The sequence below is a fragment of the Halopelagius fulvigenes genome (genome assembly GCF_042662625.1).
Classification (GTDB): Archaea; Halobacteriota; Halobacteria; order Halobacteriales; family Haloferacaceae; genus Halopelagius; species Halopelagius fulvigenes.
On the sequence record NZ_JBHSXH010000011.1, the window covers coordinates 245,854 to 260,577 of the forward strand.

The 14,724-nt window shown below is 65.2% G+C and carries 12 protein-coding genes; 10 read left to right on the top strand and 2 right to left on the bottom strand.

Features of this window, described 5'->3' with window-relative positions:
• Positions 1-85 precede the first annotated feature (85 nt).
• The 6 genes from ACFQEV_RS09000 (at position 86) to kdgK1 (ending at position 7,869) form a co-directional block, all read left to right on the top strand.
• On the top strand, positions 86-1,438 hold the full coding sequence (locus ACFQEV_RS09000) for an ABC transporter substrate-binding protein (RefSeq protein WP_379695039.1): 1,353 nt from the start codon (positions 86-88) through the stop codon (positions 1,436-1,438).
• A 176-nt stretch (positions 1,439-1,614) separates the two neighbouring features.
• Positions 1,615-2,634: a carbohydrate ABC transporter permease gene (locus tag ACFQEV_RS09005; RefSeq protein WP_379695041.1), complete on the top strand. Its 1,020-nt coding sequence runs from the start codon at positions 1,615-1,617 to the stop codon at positions 2,632-2,634.
• Positions 2,634-3,470, top strand: coding sequence for a carbohydrate ABC transporter permease (locus ACFQEV_RS09010; RefSeq protein ID WP_379695043.1), 837 nt, complete (start codon positions 2,634-2,636; stop codon positions 3,468-3,470). The genes ACFQEV_RS09005 and ACFQEV_RS09010 overlap by 1 nt, the downstream gene beginning before the upstream one ends.
• Before the next feature lie 10 nt (positions 3,471-3,480).
• Positions 3,481-4,611, top strand: coding sequence for an ABC transporter ATP-binding protein (locus tag ACFQEV_RS09015; RefSeq protein WP_379695046.1), 1,131 nt, complete (start codon positions 3,481-3,483; stop codon positions 4,609-4,611).
• 81 nt (positions 4,612-4,692) lie between these two features.
• The gene (locus tag ACFQEV_RS09020) at positions 4,693-6,726 is read left to right on the top strand and encodes a beta-galactosidase (RefSeq protein WP_379695048.1); all 2,034 of its coding nucleotides are present in this window, start codon (positions 4,693-4,695) and stop codon (positions 6,724-6,726) included.
• Positions 6,727-6,912: 186 nt separating this feature from the next.
• On the top strand, positions 6,913-7,869 hold the full coding sequence (kdgK1, locus tag ACFQEV_RS09025) for a bifunctional 2-dehydro-3-deoxygluconokinase/2-dehydro-3-deoxygalactonokinase (RefSeq protein ID WP_379695050.1): 957 nt from the start codon (positions 6,913-6,915) through the stop codon (positions 7,867-7,869).
• Between the two features lie 66 nt (positions 7,870-7,935).
• Here the strand turns inward: kdgK1 and ACFQEV_RS09030 are convergent, their stop codons facing one another.
• Positions 7,936-8,589, bottom strand: coding sequence for a bifunctional 4-hydroxy-2-oxoglutarate aldolase/2-dehydro-3-deoxy-phosphogluconate aldolase (locus tag ACFQEV_RS09030; protein WP_379695052.1), 654 nt, complete (start codon positions 8,587-8,589; stop codon positions 7,936-7,938).
• Positions 8,590-8,893: 304 nt separating this feature from the next.
• On the bottom strand, positions 8,894-10,201 hold the full coding sequence (gene melA, locus ACFQEV_RS09035; RefSeq protein ID WP_379695054.1) for an alpha-galactosidase: 1,308 nt from the start codon (positions 10,199-10,201) through the stop codon (positions 8,894-8,896).
• 160 nt (positions 10,202-10,361) lie between these two features.
• On the opposite strand from melA, the gene ACFQEV_RS09040 reads away from it, so the two are divergent.
• From ACFQEV_RS09040 to ACFQEV_RS09055, 4 genes are read left to right on the top strand one after another with little or no spacing between them, the layout of a single operon-like run.
• On the top strand, positions 10,362-11,636 hold the full coding sequence (locus ACFQEV_RS09040) for an ABC transporter substrate-binding protein (RefSeq protein WP_379695056.1): 1,275 nt from the start codon (positions 10,362-10,364) through the stop codon (positions 11,634-11,636).
• Position 11,637: 1 nt separating this feature from the next.
• Positions 11,638-12,834, top strand: coding sequence for an ABC transporter ATP-binding protein (locus tag ACFQEV_RS09045; RefSeq protein WP_379695058.1), 1,197 nt, complete (start codon positions 11,638-11,640; stop codon positions 12,832-12,834).
• On the top strand, positions 12,831-13,856 hold the full coding sequence (locus ACFQEV_RS09050; RefSeq protein ID WP_379695060.1) for a carbohydrate ABC transporter permease: 1,026 nt from the start codon (positions 12,831-12,833) through the stop codon (positions 13,854-13,856). Before ACFQEV_RS09045 ends, ACFQEV_RS09050 begins: the two co-directional genes overlap by 4 nt.
• Positions 13,856-14,716 (top strand): carbohydrate ABC transporter permease, encoded by an 861-nt coding sequence (locus ACFQEV_RS09055; protein ID WP_379695062.1) that lies wholly within the window; start codon positions 13,856-13,858, stop codon positions 14,714-14,716. Before ACFQEV_RS09050 ends, ACFQEV_RS09055 begins: the two co-directional genes overlap by 1 nt.
• Positions 14,717-14,724 lie beyond the last annotated feature (8 nt).

Here is a 14,724-nt window from a genome sequence, read left to right on the forward strand (position 1 = left end):
CGCTCGCGGTCCGTCGGCGTTCCGCGGAACTCCTCGTGCCAAAACATTAATATATCCCCATCCTAATGTTTGCGGTGGGTTAACCATGACAGACTCTGCAGACCCTAGTGTACGCCGTCGGCAGTTCGTGCAGGCGCTCGGACTCGCCGGCGCGGCGGGCGCAGCGGGATGTATCAGTACCGGCGGAAGCACCGACGGAGGGTCCGGCGGGACGAACACCGGCGGCGGGGGGTCGGGAACGGCGATGGCGTCGGACGCCAACGGGTGGGCGTGGAACATCGCCGCCAGAGCGCTGGCGAACGCCGCCGAGACGTACAACGAGAAGAAGGGCGCCAACGTCTCGGTCGAGGAGATGGGCGGGAACACGTGGGAACAGCGGTTCCAGACCGCGATCACCAGCGGAAGCGGCGCGCCCGACTTCTCGGCCATCCAGAACTACGACGTGACGGCCTTCGGGAGCAAGAACGGCCTGATGGACCTCACCGACCGAATCGACGAGGCGGGCGTCCGCGAGGACATCGTCAAGGGGAAGTGGGAGACCGTCAGCGTCGACGGGAAGGATTACGCGCTTCCGTGGGACATCGGCCCGACCGGCGTGTTCTACAAGCGGGACCGCTACGAGGAGGCCGGTATCGACCCCACGTCCCTCAAGACGTGGGACGACTTCATCGAGGCCGGGAAACAACTCCCCGACGGCGTGGCGATGGTGAACATCCCGACGCAGGAGGTGCCGCAGATGTGGCGGATGCTGTTCCGCCAACTCGGCGGACAGCCGTTCACGAAGGACGGCGCGGTGAACATCCACAGCGAGGAGAGCGTCCGCGCCGTCCAACTGATAAAGGACATGCACGACGCCGGCATCACGAAGCGAATCGAGATGTGGTCCGGCGGGTGGTTCACCGCGTTCTCCGAGGGAACGCTCGCGTCGATTCCCACCGCGGCGTGGATGGACGGCACCCTCAGGGCGGAGCTCCCGGACACCTCCGGGAACTGGGGCGTGTACAAGCTGCCGGCGTTCGAGAAGGGCGGCACCCGCGCGTCGAACCGCGGCGGTTCGAACATGGCGATTCCGGCGCAGATCAGCGACAAAGGGGTCGTCAACCGCGCGTGGGACTACATCGAGTACGCGATGACCACGCCCGAGGTACAGAACACGATGCTCCAGGAGTACGGACTCTTCCCGTCGCTGACGACCGCCTACGAGTCGGACATCTACGACGAGGAGCTCGACTTCTACGGCGGACAGCCCGTCTTCCGCCTGTTCGCGGAGGTCGCGAGGGAGATAGAGCCGTACCGCTACACGACCGACACGCCGGAGGTGCAGGACGCCATCAACACGGAAGTCGGGAACGTGTTGAGCGGCAAGAAGTCGCCGAAGAAGGCCGTCAAGGACGCTGCACAGACGGTCGCCGACCGTAGCGGTCGCGACGTAGCATGACGCGCGCCCGTCCCGAACCGCAGCCACCACACCAATGACCCAAAGCACGACAGAAACGGTCGCAGAGAGGAGCGAACGCCGCGTTCCGGCGAGCGGAGGTCCCGAGACGGGGGCGGCGCGAATCGGTGACCGCCGCCGGTCCCGTCGCCGCGGACGAACGGAGGTGTGACCGTCTCATGGTCCTGAACGCGATTCAATCGAGAGTCCGTTCGTCGGGCGCGTACCGGCGGTTCGCCGACCAGTTCCGATACCGTCGCCAGCGGGTCTCCGAGATCGTCCCGCGGATTCCCGCCCTCCCGTACCTCTACATCTCGCCGTTCTTCATCCTGTTCGGGGTGTTCCTGCTGTTCCCGACGGTGTACACGGTGTACCTCTCGTTCTTCCAGTACCTCGGCGCGTCCAACGAGATACTCCTGACCATCGACCTCGGGGTCCTCGAGATAACGATACCGCGGATCGCCGACCTGAAGTTCGTCGGACTCGACAACTACGCGCGATTGCTGTTCGAGGACTCCCTGTTCCACCAGTCGCTTTTCAACACCGCGTTCATCTTCTTCGTCCAAGTGCCGTTGATGGTCGTTCTCGGCCTCGCGACGGCGCTCGTACTGGACGCGAAGTTCATCAGAGCGAAGGGGCTGTTCCGGACGCTCATCGCCCTCCCGGTGGCGACGGGTCTCGTCGCGTACTCCACCATCTTCCTGTTGCTGTTCAACGGCGACATCGGGTTGGTGAACTACATCCTCGAGACCCTCGGCGCGGACGCGATTCCGTGGCTGGGGGACGCGTGGTGGGCGCGAATCACGCTCGTCATCGCGGTGACGTGGCGCTGGCTCGGATACAACATGATCATCCTGCTGGCCGGCCTCCAGACGGTCCCGGAGCAGCTGTACGAAGCGGCCGAAGTGGACGGCGCGTCGCGGTGGCAGAAGTTCCGTTACGTGACGCTCCCGCAGCTTCGGCCGGTGCTCCTGTTCGTGGTCGTCTCCTCGACCATCGGGACATTCCAGATATTCGCCGAGCCGTTCGTCATCACCGGCGGCGGTCCGTCCAACGCGACGATTACGATGGTACAGTACATCTACAGGCAGGCGTTCCTCCAACTCAACCTCGGATACGCGAGCGCGGTTTCGGTCGCGCTCGTCCTCCTCGTGAGCGCCATGTCGATAGTCCAAATCCAGTACGGGGGGACCGAATAATGCGGCAGGCAGCGAAGAAGGAGGCGCTGTGGAAGTTCGGGAGCTACATCTTCCTCCTGACTATCACGGCGCTCGTTCTGATACCCATCTACTGGATGGTCGTCGCCGCGACGATTCCGCAGTCGGAGTTCTTCTCGTGGCCCCCCCGCCTCCTTCCGGGGGTGCACTACCTGGAGAACTTCAGAGCGCTTCAGGAGAACGTCGACTTCGTCAGGAGCATCGGTAACAGCCTCATCATCTCCGTTTCGTACACGGCGCTGTCGCTCGTCCTCTGTTCGATGGCGGGCTTCGCGTTCGCGAAGTACGACTTCAAGTTCAAGGAACCGCTGTTCTACTTCATCCTGGCGACGCTCGTCCTCCCGATTCAGCTGCTCATCATCCCGCTGTTCCTGTTGATGACGCAGATCGGGTGGACGAACTCGTACCTCGCGGTGATTCTCCCGTGGGCGGCGAACCCGCTGGGGATCTTCCTGATGCGGCAGAACATGAAAGCCATCCCCGACGCGCTGCTTGAATCGGCGCGGATGGACGGCGCGACGGAGTTCCAGCTGTACTACAAGATCGCGCTGCCGACGATGCTCCCGTCGCTCGCGGCGCTGGCTATCATCCTCTTTCTCAACCAGTGGCAGGCGTTCCTCTACCCGCTCGTCATCCTCCAGGAGGAGGAGATGTTCACCATCCCCCTCGCCCTGGCGCAGCTCGTCGGGCAACAGCGGGTGTACTTCGATCAGGTGATGGTCGCGACGTCGCTCGGAATCATCCCCATCTTCCTGATATTCATCTTCCTGCAGCAGTACTTCATCAAAGGAATCCTCTCGGGTTCGGTCAAACAATAGGAACAAGACAATGGCAACAATCGACATCACGAAACTTCGGAAGGAGTTCGGCGACGAGGGCAGTCAGATAGTGGCGGTCGAGGACCTCGACCTCACCATCGAGGACGGGGAGTTCATCGTCTTCGTCGGCCCCTCGGGGTGCGGGAAGACGACGACGCTCCGCTGCATCGCCGGACTCGAAGACGTCACGGACGGCAGTATCGAGTTCGACGGGGACGACGTGACCGACCAACGCGCGCGGGAACGGAACGTCGCGATGGTGTTCCAGAACTACGCGCTGTACCCGCACATGACCGTGCGGAAGAACATCGGCTTCCCCCTCAAGCTCTCGACGAAACAGTCGAGCGACGAGATAGACGAGAAGGTGGAGGACGTCGCCGAGTTGCTCGGCATCGAGGAGTTGCTGGACGACAAACCGAAGGAGCTCTCCGGCGGGCAACAGCAGCGAGTCGCCCTCGGGCGCGCCATCATCCGCGACCCGGAGGTGTTCCTGATGGACGAACCGCTGTCGAACCTCGACGCCAAGCTCCGGTCCGTGATGCGGACCGAACTCCAAGAGCTCCAACAGGAGTTGGGCGTCACCACCGCGTACGTGACTCACGACCAAGTGGAGGCGATGGCGATGGGCGACCGAATCGCCATCCTCAACGGGGGGAAGCTCCAGCAGGTCGGCACCGCCAACGAGGTGTACCGCTCGCCGACCAACGAGTTCGTCGCCGGGTTCATCGGGAGCCCCAGCATCAACCTGTTCACCGCGGAGGTGAACGGCGACACCCTCGTCGGGCCCGGCGGGTTCACGTACGCCCTGACGGACGGGTCGCCGGTCGCGGACAGAGACCGAGTGCGCGTCGGCGTCCGCCCCGAGGACATGGAACCCGCCTCCGCGGGGTGCATGCCGAGCGAAGTGACCGTCGTCGAGAACATGGGCAACGAGAACTTCCTCTACGCCGAGATGGGGGACGTGGACCTGACCGCTCGCGTCGAAAGCCAGATGCGCCCCGCCGAGGGGACGGCGGTCAGCTTCGACTTCGAGGAGGAGGACCTCTATCTGTTCGACGCGACCACCGAGGAGGCTCTCAAGACCAAGACGAGCGAAACCGACGTGGACTACGACCAGTACGTCAAGAAAAACAGCGTCTGACACCCTTTTCGGAGCGTCGCTCACGATCGTTCGTTGCGAACACCCTCACGTTCTTATACCGCCCCGGAGATACTGGTTCGTATGTCGATAGGAGTGTGCTACTTCCCGGAGCACTGGCCGGAGGAACGGATGGAGGCGGACGTCGAACGGATGGCCGACGCCGGACTGGAGTACGTCCGGATGGGCGAGTTCGCGTGGGCGCGGATGGAACCGGAACCAGGAACGTACGACTTCGAGTGGTTGGACCGCGCCGTCTCGCTCATCGGCGAGTACGGGATGCGGGCGGTCCTCTGCACCCCGACGGCCTCCCCGCCGAAGTGGTTGGTGGACGAGCATCCGGGGATACTGCAGGAGGAGGCCGACGGGACGACCCGACACTACGGCGGGCGGCGTCACTACTGCTACAACTCGGAGGAGTACCGCCGCGAGACCCGTCGAATCACGGAGAAACTCGCGGAGCGGTACGCCGACAACCCGACGGTCGCCGGGTGGCAGACCGACAACGAGTACGGCTGCCACGGGACGCTCCGGTGTTACTGCGACGACTGCGCCGGCGCGTTCCGCGATTGGCTCCGCGAGAAGTACGGCGACGTCGACGAACTCAACGAGAAGTGGGGCACCGAGTTTTGGAGTCAGACGCTGAACTCCTTCGCGCAGGTCGACCCGCCGCGGCACACGGCCGCCGACCACCACCCCTCGCGGTTGCTCGACTACGACCGATTCAGCAGCGACAGCGTCGTGGAGTACAACCGACTCCAGGTCGAGATCCTGCGCGAGGCGAACGACGAGTGGTTCGTCACGCACAACTTCATGTCCCACGACGACCTCGACGCCTACGACGTGGCGGCGGACTTGGACTTCGCGTCGTGGGATTCCTACCCGACGGGGCACGTGCAGGTGCAACGCGAGGCAGTCTCGAACGACGAGTTACGCGCGGGCAACCCCGATAACCTCGGACTCGACCACGACCTGTACCGAAGCGCGGCCAACGCCCCCTTCTGGGTGATGGAACAGCAACCCGGCGACATCAACTGGCCGCCGTACTCGCCGCAACCCGGCGAGGGCGCGATGCGCCTGTGGGCGCTCTACGCCGTCGCGCGCGGCGCGGACGTGGTTTCGTACTTCCGGTGGCGTCGGTGCCGGATGGGGCAGGAACAGTACCACAGCGGTCTGCTCGACGGCGACGGCACCCCGGACCGCGGGTACCGAGACGCCGTCGACGCGGCGTCGGACCTCGACGAACTCGCGTCGGTCGCCGGGGACGACGCCGACGGGTCGTCGCTCTCGACGCCGGACGCCGACGTGGCCCTCCTCCACGACTACGACAACCTCTGGGCGCTGGATATCGAACCGATGACGCCCGACTTCGACTACTGGCGGCACGTCGAGACGTACTACGCGGCCCTCCGGGAGCGGTCGGTTCACGTGGACGTGGTGCCGCCGACCGCGGAGTTAGCGGAGTACGACGCCGTCGTCGCGCCGACGCTGTACCTCGTCACGGACGAACTCGCCGAGACGCTGACCTCGTACGTCGAGGGCGGCGGCGAACTGCTGGTGACGATGCGGTCCGGCGTGAAGGACGCGTACGACAAACTCCACGACGCCGCGCAACCCGGCCCCCTGCGCTCTCTCGTCGGGGCCGACGTCGAGCAACACGAGAGCGTCCCCGACGCGATGGACGGAACCGTCGTCTACGACGGCCGGGAGTTCGGCTGTCGCGTCTGGAACGAGTGGCTGTCGCCGGCCGAGGAGGGTGCCGAGGTGACCGGTCGCTACGACGGCACGATGGCCGACGGCACTCCGGCTATCGTCCGCAACGCCGTCGGAGACGGCTCCGTCACCTACGTCGGCACGTGGCCGGATTCCGACCTCGCGGGCGCGGTGGTCGGCGACCTGTTGGACCGCGCCGGGGTAGAAACCACGGACGCGTTCCCGGCGCACGTCCGCGTCTCACGCCGCGGCGGCCTGACGTGGATCGCGAACTTCGGCGGCGACTCGATGTCCGTGGACGCGCCCGCGGACGCCGAGTGGGCACTCGGGGGGTCGACCGTCGGCCCCTACGACGTCGCCGTCACCGACGCCGACCCCGCGTCGCTCACGCCGCTATCGGAGTGACTGCCGTCTCCGCCGAGGGACGACCCCCGACGGACAGTCCCTTTCGACCGCCATCTCGGAGATAGACCCGTTCACTCGCCGTCACGGTGTCTGTTCGTGCGGGCGTCCGAACGGGTCGTACGGCGTCGTTCGGAACGCTTACAATCGCATCCGCCGTCGCGGGGAGTAGCGAGACGAGTGACAAAGATGGCTTCACTGCTCACATTCGGCGAGACGATGCTCCGCCTGTCTCCGCGGGCGGGCGAGCGAATCGAAACGGCGCGCGAACTCGAATTCCGTTCGGCGGGCGCGGAGAGCAACGTCGCCGTCGCGGCGGCGAGACTCGGCGCGGACGCGTGTTGGCTCTCGAAACTCCCCGACTCGGCGTTGGGTCGGCGGGCGGTCCGCGACGCGGCCGCCAACGGCGTCGAGACGGAGATATCGTGGAGCGACGACGGTCGGATGGGGACGTACTACATCGAACGGGGGCGTGACCCCCGCGGCACGACCGTCATCTACGACCGCGAGGACGCGGCGGTCCGAACCGCGACGCCCGAGGAGTTCCCGATCGAGGACCTGTACGCGGACGCCGACGCGTTCTACACCAGCGGAATCACCCCGGCGCTCTCGCCGCGCCTCCGCGAGACGACGGCGGCGTTGCTCCGCCGCGCGACCGACGAGGGCCTCACGACGTACTTCGACGTGAACTACCGGGCGAAACTCTGGTCGCCGGAGGAGGCGCGGGAGACGCTGACCGACCTCCTCCCGCACGTAGACGTCCTCGTCGTCGCCCGGCGCGACGCCGAACGGGTGCTGGACCGGAGCGGAACCGCCGAGTCCGTCGCCGACGAACTCAGACGCGACGGCGGGCACGAGACGGTGATCGTCACTCGGGGGTCCGACGGCGCCGTCGCCGCGACGGGCGAGACGGTGCTCGAACAACCGGCGTTCGAGGCGGACACACTCGACCCGATAGGCACCGGCGACGCGTTCGTCGGCGGGTACATCGCGGCGCGACTCGACGGCGACACCGTTGACGACGCGTTGGAGACGGCCGCGGCGACGGCGGCCGTCAAGCGAACGCTCGACGGCGACCTCGCGGTCGTGACGCCCGAGGAGATAGCCCGCGTCCGGGAGGAAGGTGGGAGCGGAATCGACCGGTGAGACGCCGGCGGGAACCGAGCGAGAACCGCCGAACTCTCGGTCACTCCCGAACGCCCCGGCGACGGTTCAGTCCGACCGGGCGGCCTCGACGGCCTCGACGAACTCGGCGGCCTGTTCGGTGACGCCCTCCATGTCGTCGTTCTCGATAGCTTCGTAGTTCACGAGTGCCGACCCCGCGCCGACGGCGACTGCGCCGGCCTCGAAGTAGTCGGCCGCGTCGTCGGCCGAGACGCCGCCGGTTGGCATGATGGGGACGTCGCCCAACGGCCCGCGCAACGCGCTGACGTGACCCGGACCGACGGTCGACGCGGGGAACAGTTTCAGGATGTCGGCACCGGCCTCTAGCGCGGTGACGGCCTCCGTCGGCGTCGTGATGCCGGGAACGGAGACGACGCCCTCGCGGTTGCAGGCGCGGATGACATCCTCGTTCAGGTCGGGCGCGAGAACGAACTCCGCGCCGGCGTCGATGGCGTTCCGCGCGGCGGCGGCGTCCGTGACGGTTCCGGCCCCGACGACGGCGTCCGTCCCGTCGAGTTCCTCGCAGACCGCCGAAATCATCTCCGGATACCGCTCCGCGTCGGCCGTGATTTCGAGGGCGGTGACGCCCCCCTCGTGAATCGCGCTCGCCACCTCGACGATTTTCTCCCGGGGGATTCCGCGCAGAACCGCGACGACTCCGCTCTCTACGAGCTGTCGCTGGACCGCCTGCTTTCTCATCATAGTTCGACCTCGATAGAGACCACCAAAAGGTGTTCGCTCTCGGTGCGATCTGGTACCGAAGCCAGTACTCCCTCCTGTCAGAGGCACCCAGCCTGACGCCGCCGACGTCTCCACCTGTTCGACACCTCTCTCGGCGATATGGACGCCGCTCGGAAGCGGTGGTCCGGGAGCGTCTCCGTTTACGATGTGGAAACAAGTAGCCGCCAACCGCCTGTCGTCACGGGACTCCGTCCGCGGCAGGGGGTTCGAGACGCCACGAGCTAGACGGGCGGTGAGACGTCAGCACAGTGAGGCGGAACGACCCTCAGTTCAGTTCCGGCAGGTACGCCTCGTTGGCCGTAAGCAGTTCCTCGGTCATCTCGTGAATCTCGTCGAGGCTCAGCGCGGCGGCCGTCAGCGGGTCCTGCTTGACAGCGCGGTGGATCTTCTCACGGTCGTTCTTCAGCGCGCCTTCGACGACGAGGCGGTGGACGGCGACGTGTTGCTGGGGGAAGGTCTGTACCGAGGCGGGGAGGTCGCCGACGGAACACGGGTGCAGGCCCGTCCCGTCGACGAGCACCGGGACCTCGACGCAGGCGTCCGACGGGAGGTTCGTGATCGCGTCGGTCGCGTTGCTGACGTTGAGGTTCAGCCGGCGGGTCGTGTCCGTCTCGATGGAGTGGATGAGCCGGGAGGCGTACTCCTCGGAGCGTTCGACCGAGACCTCGTCCAAGTCGACGTCGAGGTCCGGGTCGTCGCGGCGCTCGGAGCGCTCCTGCCAGCCCTCGAGATAGGTCGCGGTGGGCATACGCTCGGCGTAGTCTGTGCCGGTCATCTCCTCGATAGTCTCCGCGCGGGTCCGGAAGTAGGGGACGTACTCCGACATGTGGTGGGACGACTCGGTCGGGAAGTAGCCGAAGTGGTCCATCATCTCGAAGCGGACCGTGTCGCGTTCGTATATATCGGGGTCCTCCATCGCGTCGCGGAGCGCCGGATATATGCTCTCACCCTCGTGGGTGGCTTCGAGGAACCAGGCGACGTGGTTGATACCCGCGACCCAGTAGTCGAGGTCCTCCTGGGGAATATCGACGTAATCGGCGATGGCCTCCACCGTGTGGGGGACGCTGTGACAGAGACCGATGGTCTCGACGTCCGTCGCCTCGAACATGGTCTGACAGAGGATGGACATCGGGTTCGTGTAGTTCAACAGCAGGGCGTCGGGACACAACTCTTCGATGTCGCTCGCGATGTCGAGCATCGTGGGGATGGTCCTGAGTCCGCGGAAGATACCGCCCGGCCCGATCGTGTCACCGATGGACTGTTCGACGCCGTACTTCTTCGGGATGCGGATCTCGTTCTCGAACGGTTCCGTTCCGCCGACGTTGATCATGTTCAGGACGTAGTCGGCTCCGTCGAGCGCTTCGGCCCGGTCGGTGGTCGACTCGACCGTCGCCTTGAGCCCCTCGTTAGCGACCATTGCCTCGGCGACCCGCGCCGTCTTCTCTAAGCTGTCCGCGTCGATGTCCATCAACGCGATCGTGCTGTCGTCGAGTTCCGGGAACGAGAGGATGTCGCCCACGAGCTTCGCGGAAAACACCATACTACCCGCTCCGATGAAGGTGATCTTCGGCATTCGGTCTCCTCTCGTAGATAGAGGCTAATAAAATCTCGTTCGACCACCTGTACATACTGATTAATGGTGGGAAAATTATAAATGGGGATAGTCCTTCGCCAATGACAAGGAGCAACTCATGACAGAGTCATATCCACCAGATCTCAGTAGGCGTTCGCTCGTGAAAACGCTCGGCGTCGGCGCGACCGTCGGCATCGCCGGTTGTAGCGGCGACAGTGGCGGCGGCGGTACCGCGGGCACCGGCGGCGGTGAATCCACCGATGGTGGCTCGGGCGAGACGACCACGCTGACCGTCGCCAGTTGGGGCGAGGGACTCGAGCGAGAGATCGTGACCGGCATTCTAAAGGAGTACGAGAATTCGACGGACGGCGTCAAGGTCAAGTACCAGAACACGCCCAACGAGCAGTTCTATCAGAACCTTCAGACCCAGTTCGCCGGCGGCAAGGAGCCCGACGTTTTCTACATGATCGCCGACGAGGCGCCCCAATTCATGCGAAACGGCGCGCTCCTGGGCGTCGGGTCCGAGCTAAAGAACGACGAGGAGTACAACTTCGACGACATCCTCGACAACCTACTAAAGCCGTTCACGTACAAGGGGACGGTGTACGGCATCCCCAAGGACTTCACGCCGGTCGGCCTGTTCTACAACACCGACCACCTCGAGACCGCCGGGGTGTCGGCACCGACGACGTGGAGCGAACTCCGGAGCGCGCTCGAAGCTATCGGCGAGTCGACCGACGTCGGCTTTCCGATGGCAGTCGGGAGTCAGCCGCGGAACACGCTTATACAGCTTATTTGGCAGAACGGCGGCGACGTGCTCTCCGAGGACGGGAGCGAGGCCGTCATCGGCTCCCAGGAGGCCGTCGAAGCCATGCAGTTCCTCAACGGACTCGTCGAGGACGACCTCGCGGGTATCTACGGCAACGACATCGAGGCGACGTGGGCGCCGCCGGCGATGGGCGACGGGAGCATCAGCATGGCGATGACCGGCGCGTGGTCAGTGTCTACGCTCGAACAGGACTACGGCGACATCTACAAGGCGACGGAGGTCGGGATGCCAGTCCCGGAGGGTGGCGAGAAAGCGACTATCTCGTTCACGACGGCCTGGTCCGCGTCCGCGAACACGAACGCCCCCGGCGCCTCGGTCGATCTGATCAAGGCGCTCACGAACAAAGAGGGAATGTGGAAGTGGGCCAGCACCGGGACCGCACTCCCCTCGCGCCAGTCGCTGCTCGACCGCGACTTCTACAACGACCGGCCGCTTCTCTCGGGACTCGGCGACCTGGGCGACGTCAGCCGTCCGATGGTGTTCGGCCCCAAGACGTCGACCATCCTCGACACCATCATGAACGAAGCGGAGGCCGTACTGACCGGCAACAAGGACCCCGAAACTGCTATGACCGCCGCCGAACGCCAGATCAACGAACAACTCTAGAATGGCACGAACGACGCTCGACGACGTGACGAAGCGGTTCGGTGACGACATCGTTGCCGTCAACGACCTGTCGCTCGAAATTCGCGACGGGGAGTTCCTCGTCCTCGTCGGCCCGTCCGGATGCGGGAAGTCGACGACGCTGCGAACGATCGCCGGGCTCGAGACGGTCAGCGAGGGCGAAATCCGTATCGACGGTCGCGACGTCACGGACGTGAAGCCCAAGGACCGCGACATCGCGATGGTGTTCCAGAACTACGCGCTGTACCCCCAGAAGACGGTCTCGGGGAACATGCGATTCGGGTTGGAGATGACGACCGACCTCGGCGACGAGGAGATCACACGTCGCGTCGAGGAAGCCGCCGAACTGCTCGATATCACGGAGCTACTGGACCGGCGTCCGCGGGCCCTCTCCGGCGGACAGCAACAGCGTGTCGCCCTCGGTCGGGCTATCGTGCGGAACCCGTCGGTGTTCCTGATGGACGAGCCGCTGTCGAACCTCGACGCCAAACTCCGGACGCAGATGCGGACAGAGCTTCAGGAGCTCCACGGTGAACTCGAGGCCACGACGGTGTACGTCACGCACGACCAGACGGAGGCGATGACGATGGGCGACCGCATCGCCGTTCTCGAATCCGGACAACTCCAGCAGGTCGGCACGCCGATGGAGATGTACTACGAACCGGCCAACGAGTTCGTCGCGACGTTCATCGGCTCCCCCTCCATGAACACTCTGGACGCGACGTTCGACGGTGAACACCTGCAACTTCCCGGGTACACGTACGAACCGACCGAGGCCCAGCGCGAGGTGCTGGCGGCCGATCTCAGCGGCGACTCGGTGACGCTCGGCGTCCGGCCGGAGGACGTCGTCCTCGCCGACGAACCCGGGCCGCGGACGGCGGAGTTCACCGCCAGCATCGTCGAGCCGATGGGGAGCGAGAACGTCCTCCACCTGCGCCACGAGATGGGCGAAATCGTCGCAACCGTCTCGGGCGGCCAGCGCGTCCGCGAGGGCGACCGCGTCCGAGTGTCCCTCCCGGCCGACCACGTCCACGCGTTCGACGGCGAGACGGGGGAGGCCGTCTTCAACCGGACGCGGACCGAGGAGACTGCGCCGGGCGTCGTGGGGAGGTCGACCGGGTCGGACGGCGATACGCTCGCCGACGGGGCGGGCGAGACGAGCGGTGGTGATCGGCCGTGAGCACGCCTACTGAGTCCATCTGGTCTTCGTTCCGGCGCGCCGGATCGGCGGTCCGCTCGGTCGTGGGTCAGGTCGTCGATCGGCCGACCGAGGAGAACAACCTCGCCGGCTTCCTCTTCGTCATCCCTAACGTGGTGGTGTTCTCGGTGTTCCTGCTCGGGCCGATACTGTACGCCTTCGTCCTCTCCTTCCAGGAGTGGAACCTGTTCCTCGGAACCGGGAAACTGGCCTGGACAGAGGTGCTCGGTCTGCGGCTCCCCGTAGCGAACTACGTCGAAATACTGCAACCGCTCCCGTGGGAGAACAACTGGGCCTCCCTGCGGAGCCCGTCGTTCAATCTCTGGTGGTTCGCCGTCCGGAACACGGTGGCCTACACGGCGGTCGTGGTCCCCGTCCAGATCATCGGGGGGTTCCTCGTGGCGCTGGCCCTGGACAGTCGCATCCGCGGCAAGAAGGTGTACCGCGCCGCGTACTTCCTCCCGGTGATGCTGTCGGCGGCCGCCAGCGGCGTCATCTGGCGCTGGATCCTGTCGCAGAACGGCGTCGTCAACGAGTTCCTCCGCCCGGTGGGTCTCGCCTACGGCTGGGCGAACAGCCCGAACACGGCACTGGGCGCGTTGATGCTCATCGGCCTGTGGGGTGGCATCGGGTTCAACATGATCCTCTACCTCGCCGGTCTCCAGAACATCCCCGACGAACTGTACGAAGCGGCTCGCATCGACGGCGCCGACGGACTGGACCGGATTCGCCACGTCACCTGGCCGAACCTCCGGAACACCCACTTCTTCGTCACGGTGCTGGCCATCATCGGCACGTTCCAAGTGTTCGGCATCGCGCTGGCGTTCGCGGAGGGTGGCCCGGCCCGCGCCACGACTACGGTCGTCGTCCTCATCTACGAGACGGCGTTCGTCCAGAGCAGCTTCGGACGAGCGAGCGCGATGGCGTTCTTCCTGTTCGCCGTCGTGTTCGTGTTCAGCTACTACCGTTACCGGATCGAACAACAGGACGAGGTGGCTTACTGATGTCCAAATCGAGCTACGACTACCCCGGATACGAGCGAGCAGGTGCCAGCTACTGGTCGAAGACGGCGTTGCTGTACGGAAGCATCACGCTCGGCGCGCTGTTGTGGTCCCTCCCGTTCTGGTGGATGCTGTCGACCGCACTCAGTGCGAACCCCACAGCCGGGTCCGTGTCGCTCGTCCCCGAGCAGACGACGCTCGCGAACTTCGAGGAGCTGTTCGCGACCCAGCCCGTCGGCCGGTGGTTCTTCAACACCATCGTCTTCGCCGGCAGCGTCACGGCGTTCAACCTCGTGTTCGACAGCCTCGCGGGGTACGCCCTGGCCAAGATCGAGTTCGTCGGCCGCGAGAAGTTGTTCCTGCTGTTCGTCGCGACGATCATGGTCCCGGCGATGGTGACGCTGATCCCGGTGTACATCCTTCTGTCGAACCTCGGGTGGGTAAACACCTACCAGGGGCTGATCGCGCCCATGATCGCCAATCCACTCGGTATCTTCCTGCTCCGCCAGCACTTCATGAACCTCCCGTCCTCGCTGGGCGACGCGGCGAAGATAGACGGCTGCAACGAGTTCCAGACCTTCTACAAGGTCTATCTCCCACTCGCCAAGCCGGCACTGGCGACGCTCGGCATCTACACGTTCGTGACGACCTGGAAGAACTTCGAGTGGCCGCTGATCATCGCGAGTGACGAGTCGATGTATACGCTGCCGGTGGCGTTGTTCGCGGTGCGGAACCAGTACTTCACCGAGTGGGGACTGGTGATGGCCGCGGCGGCGGTCATCGTCCTCCCCGTCATCGTCGTCTTCATGTCCGCCCAGCGGTACTTCATCCGCGGGATGACGCTCAGCGGCATGAAGGGTTAACGGTCCGA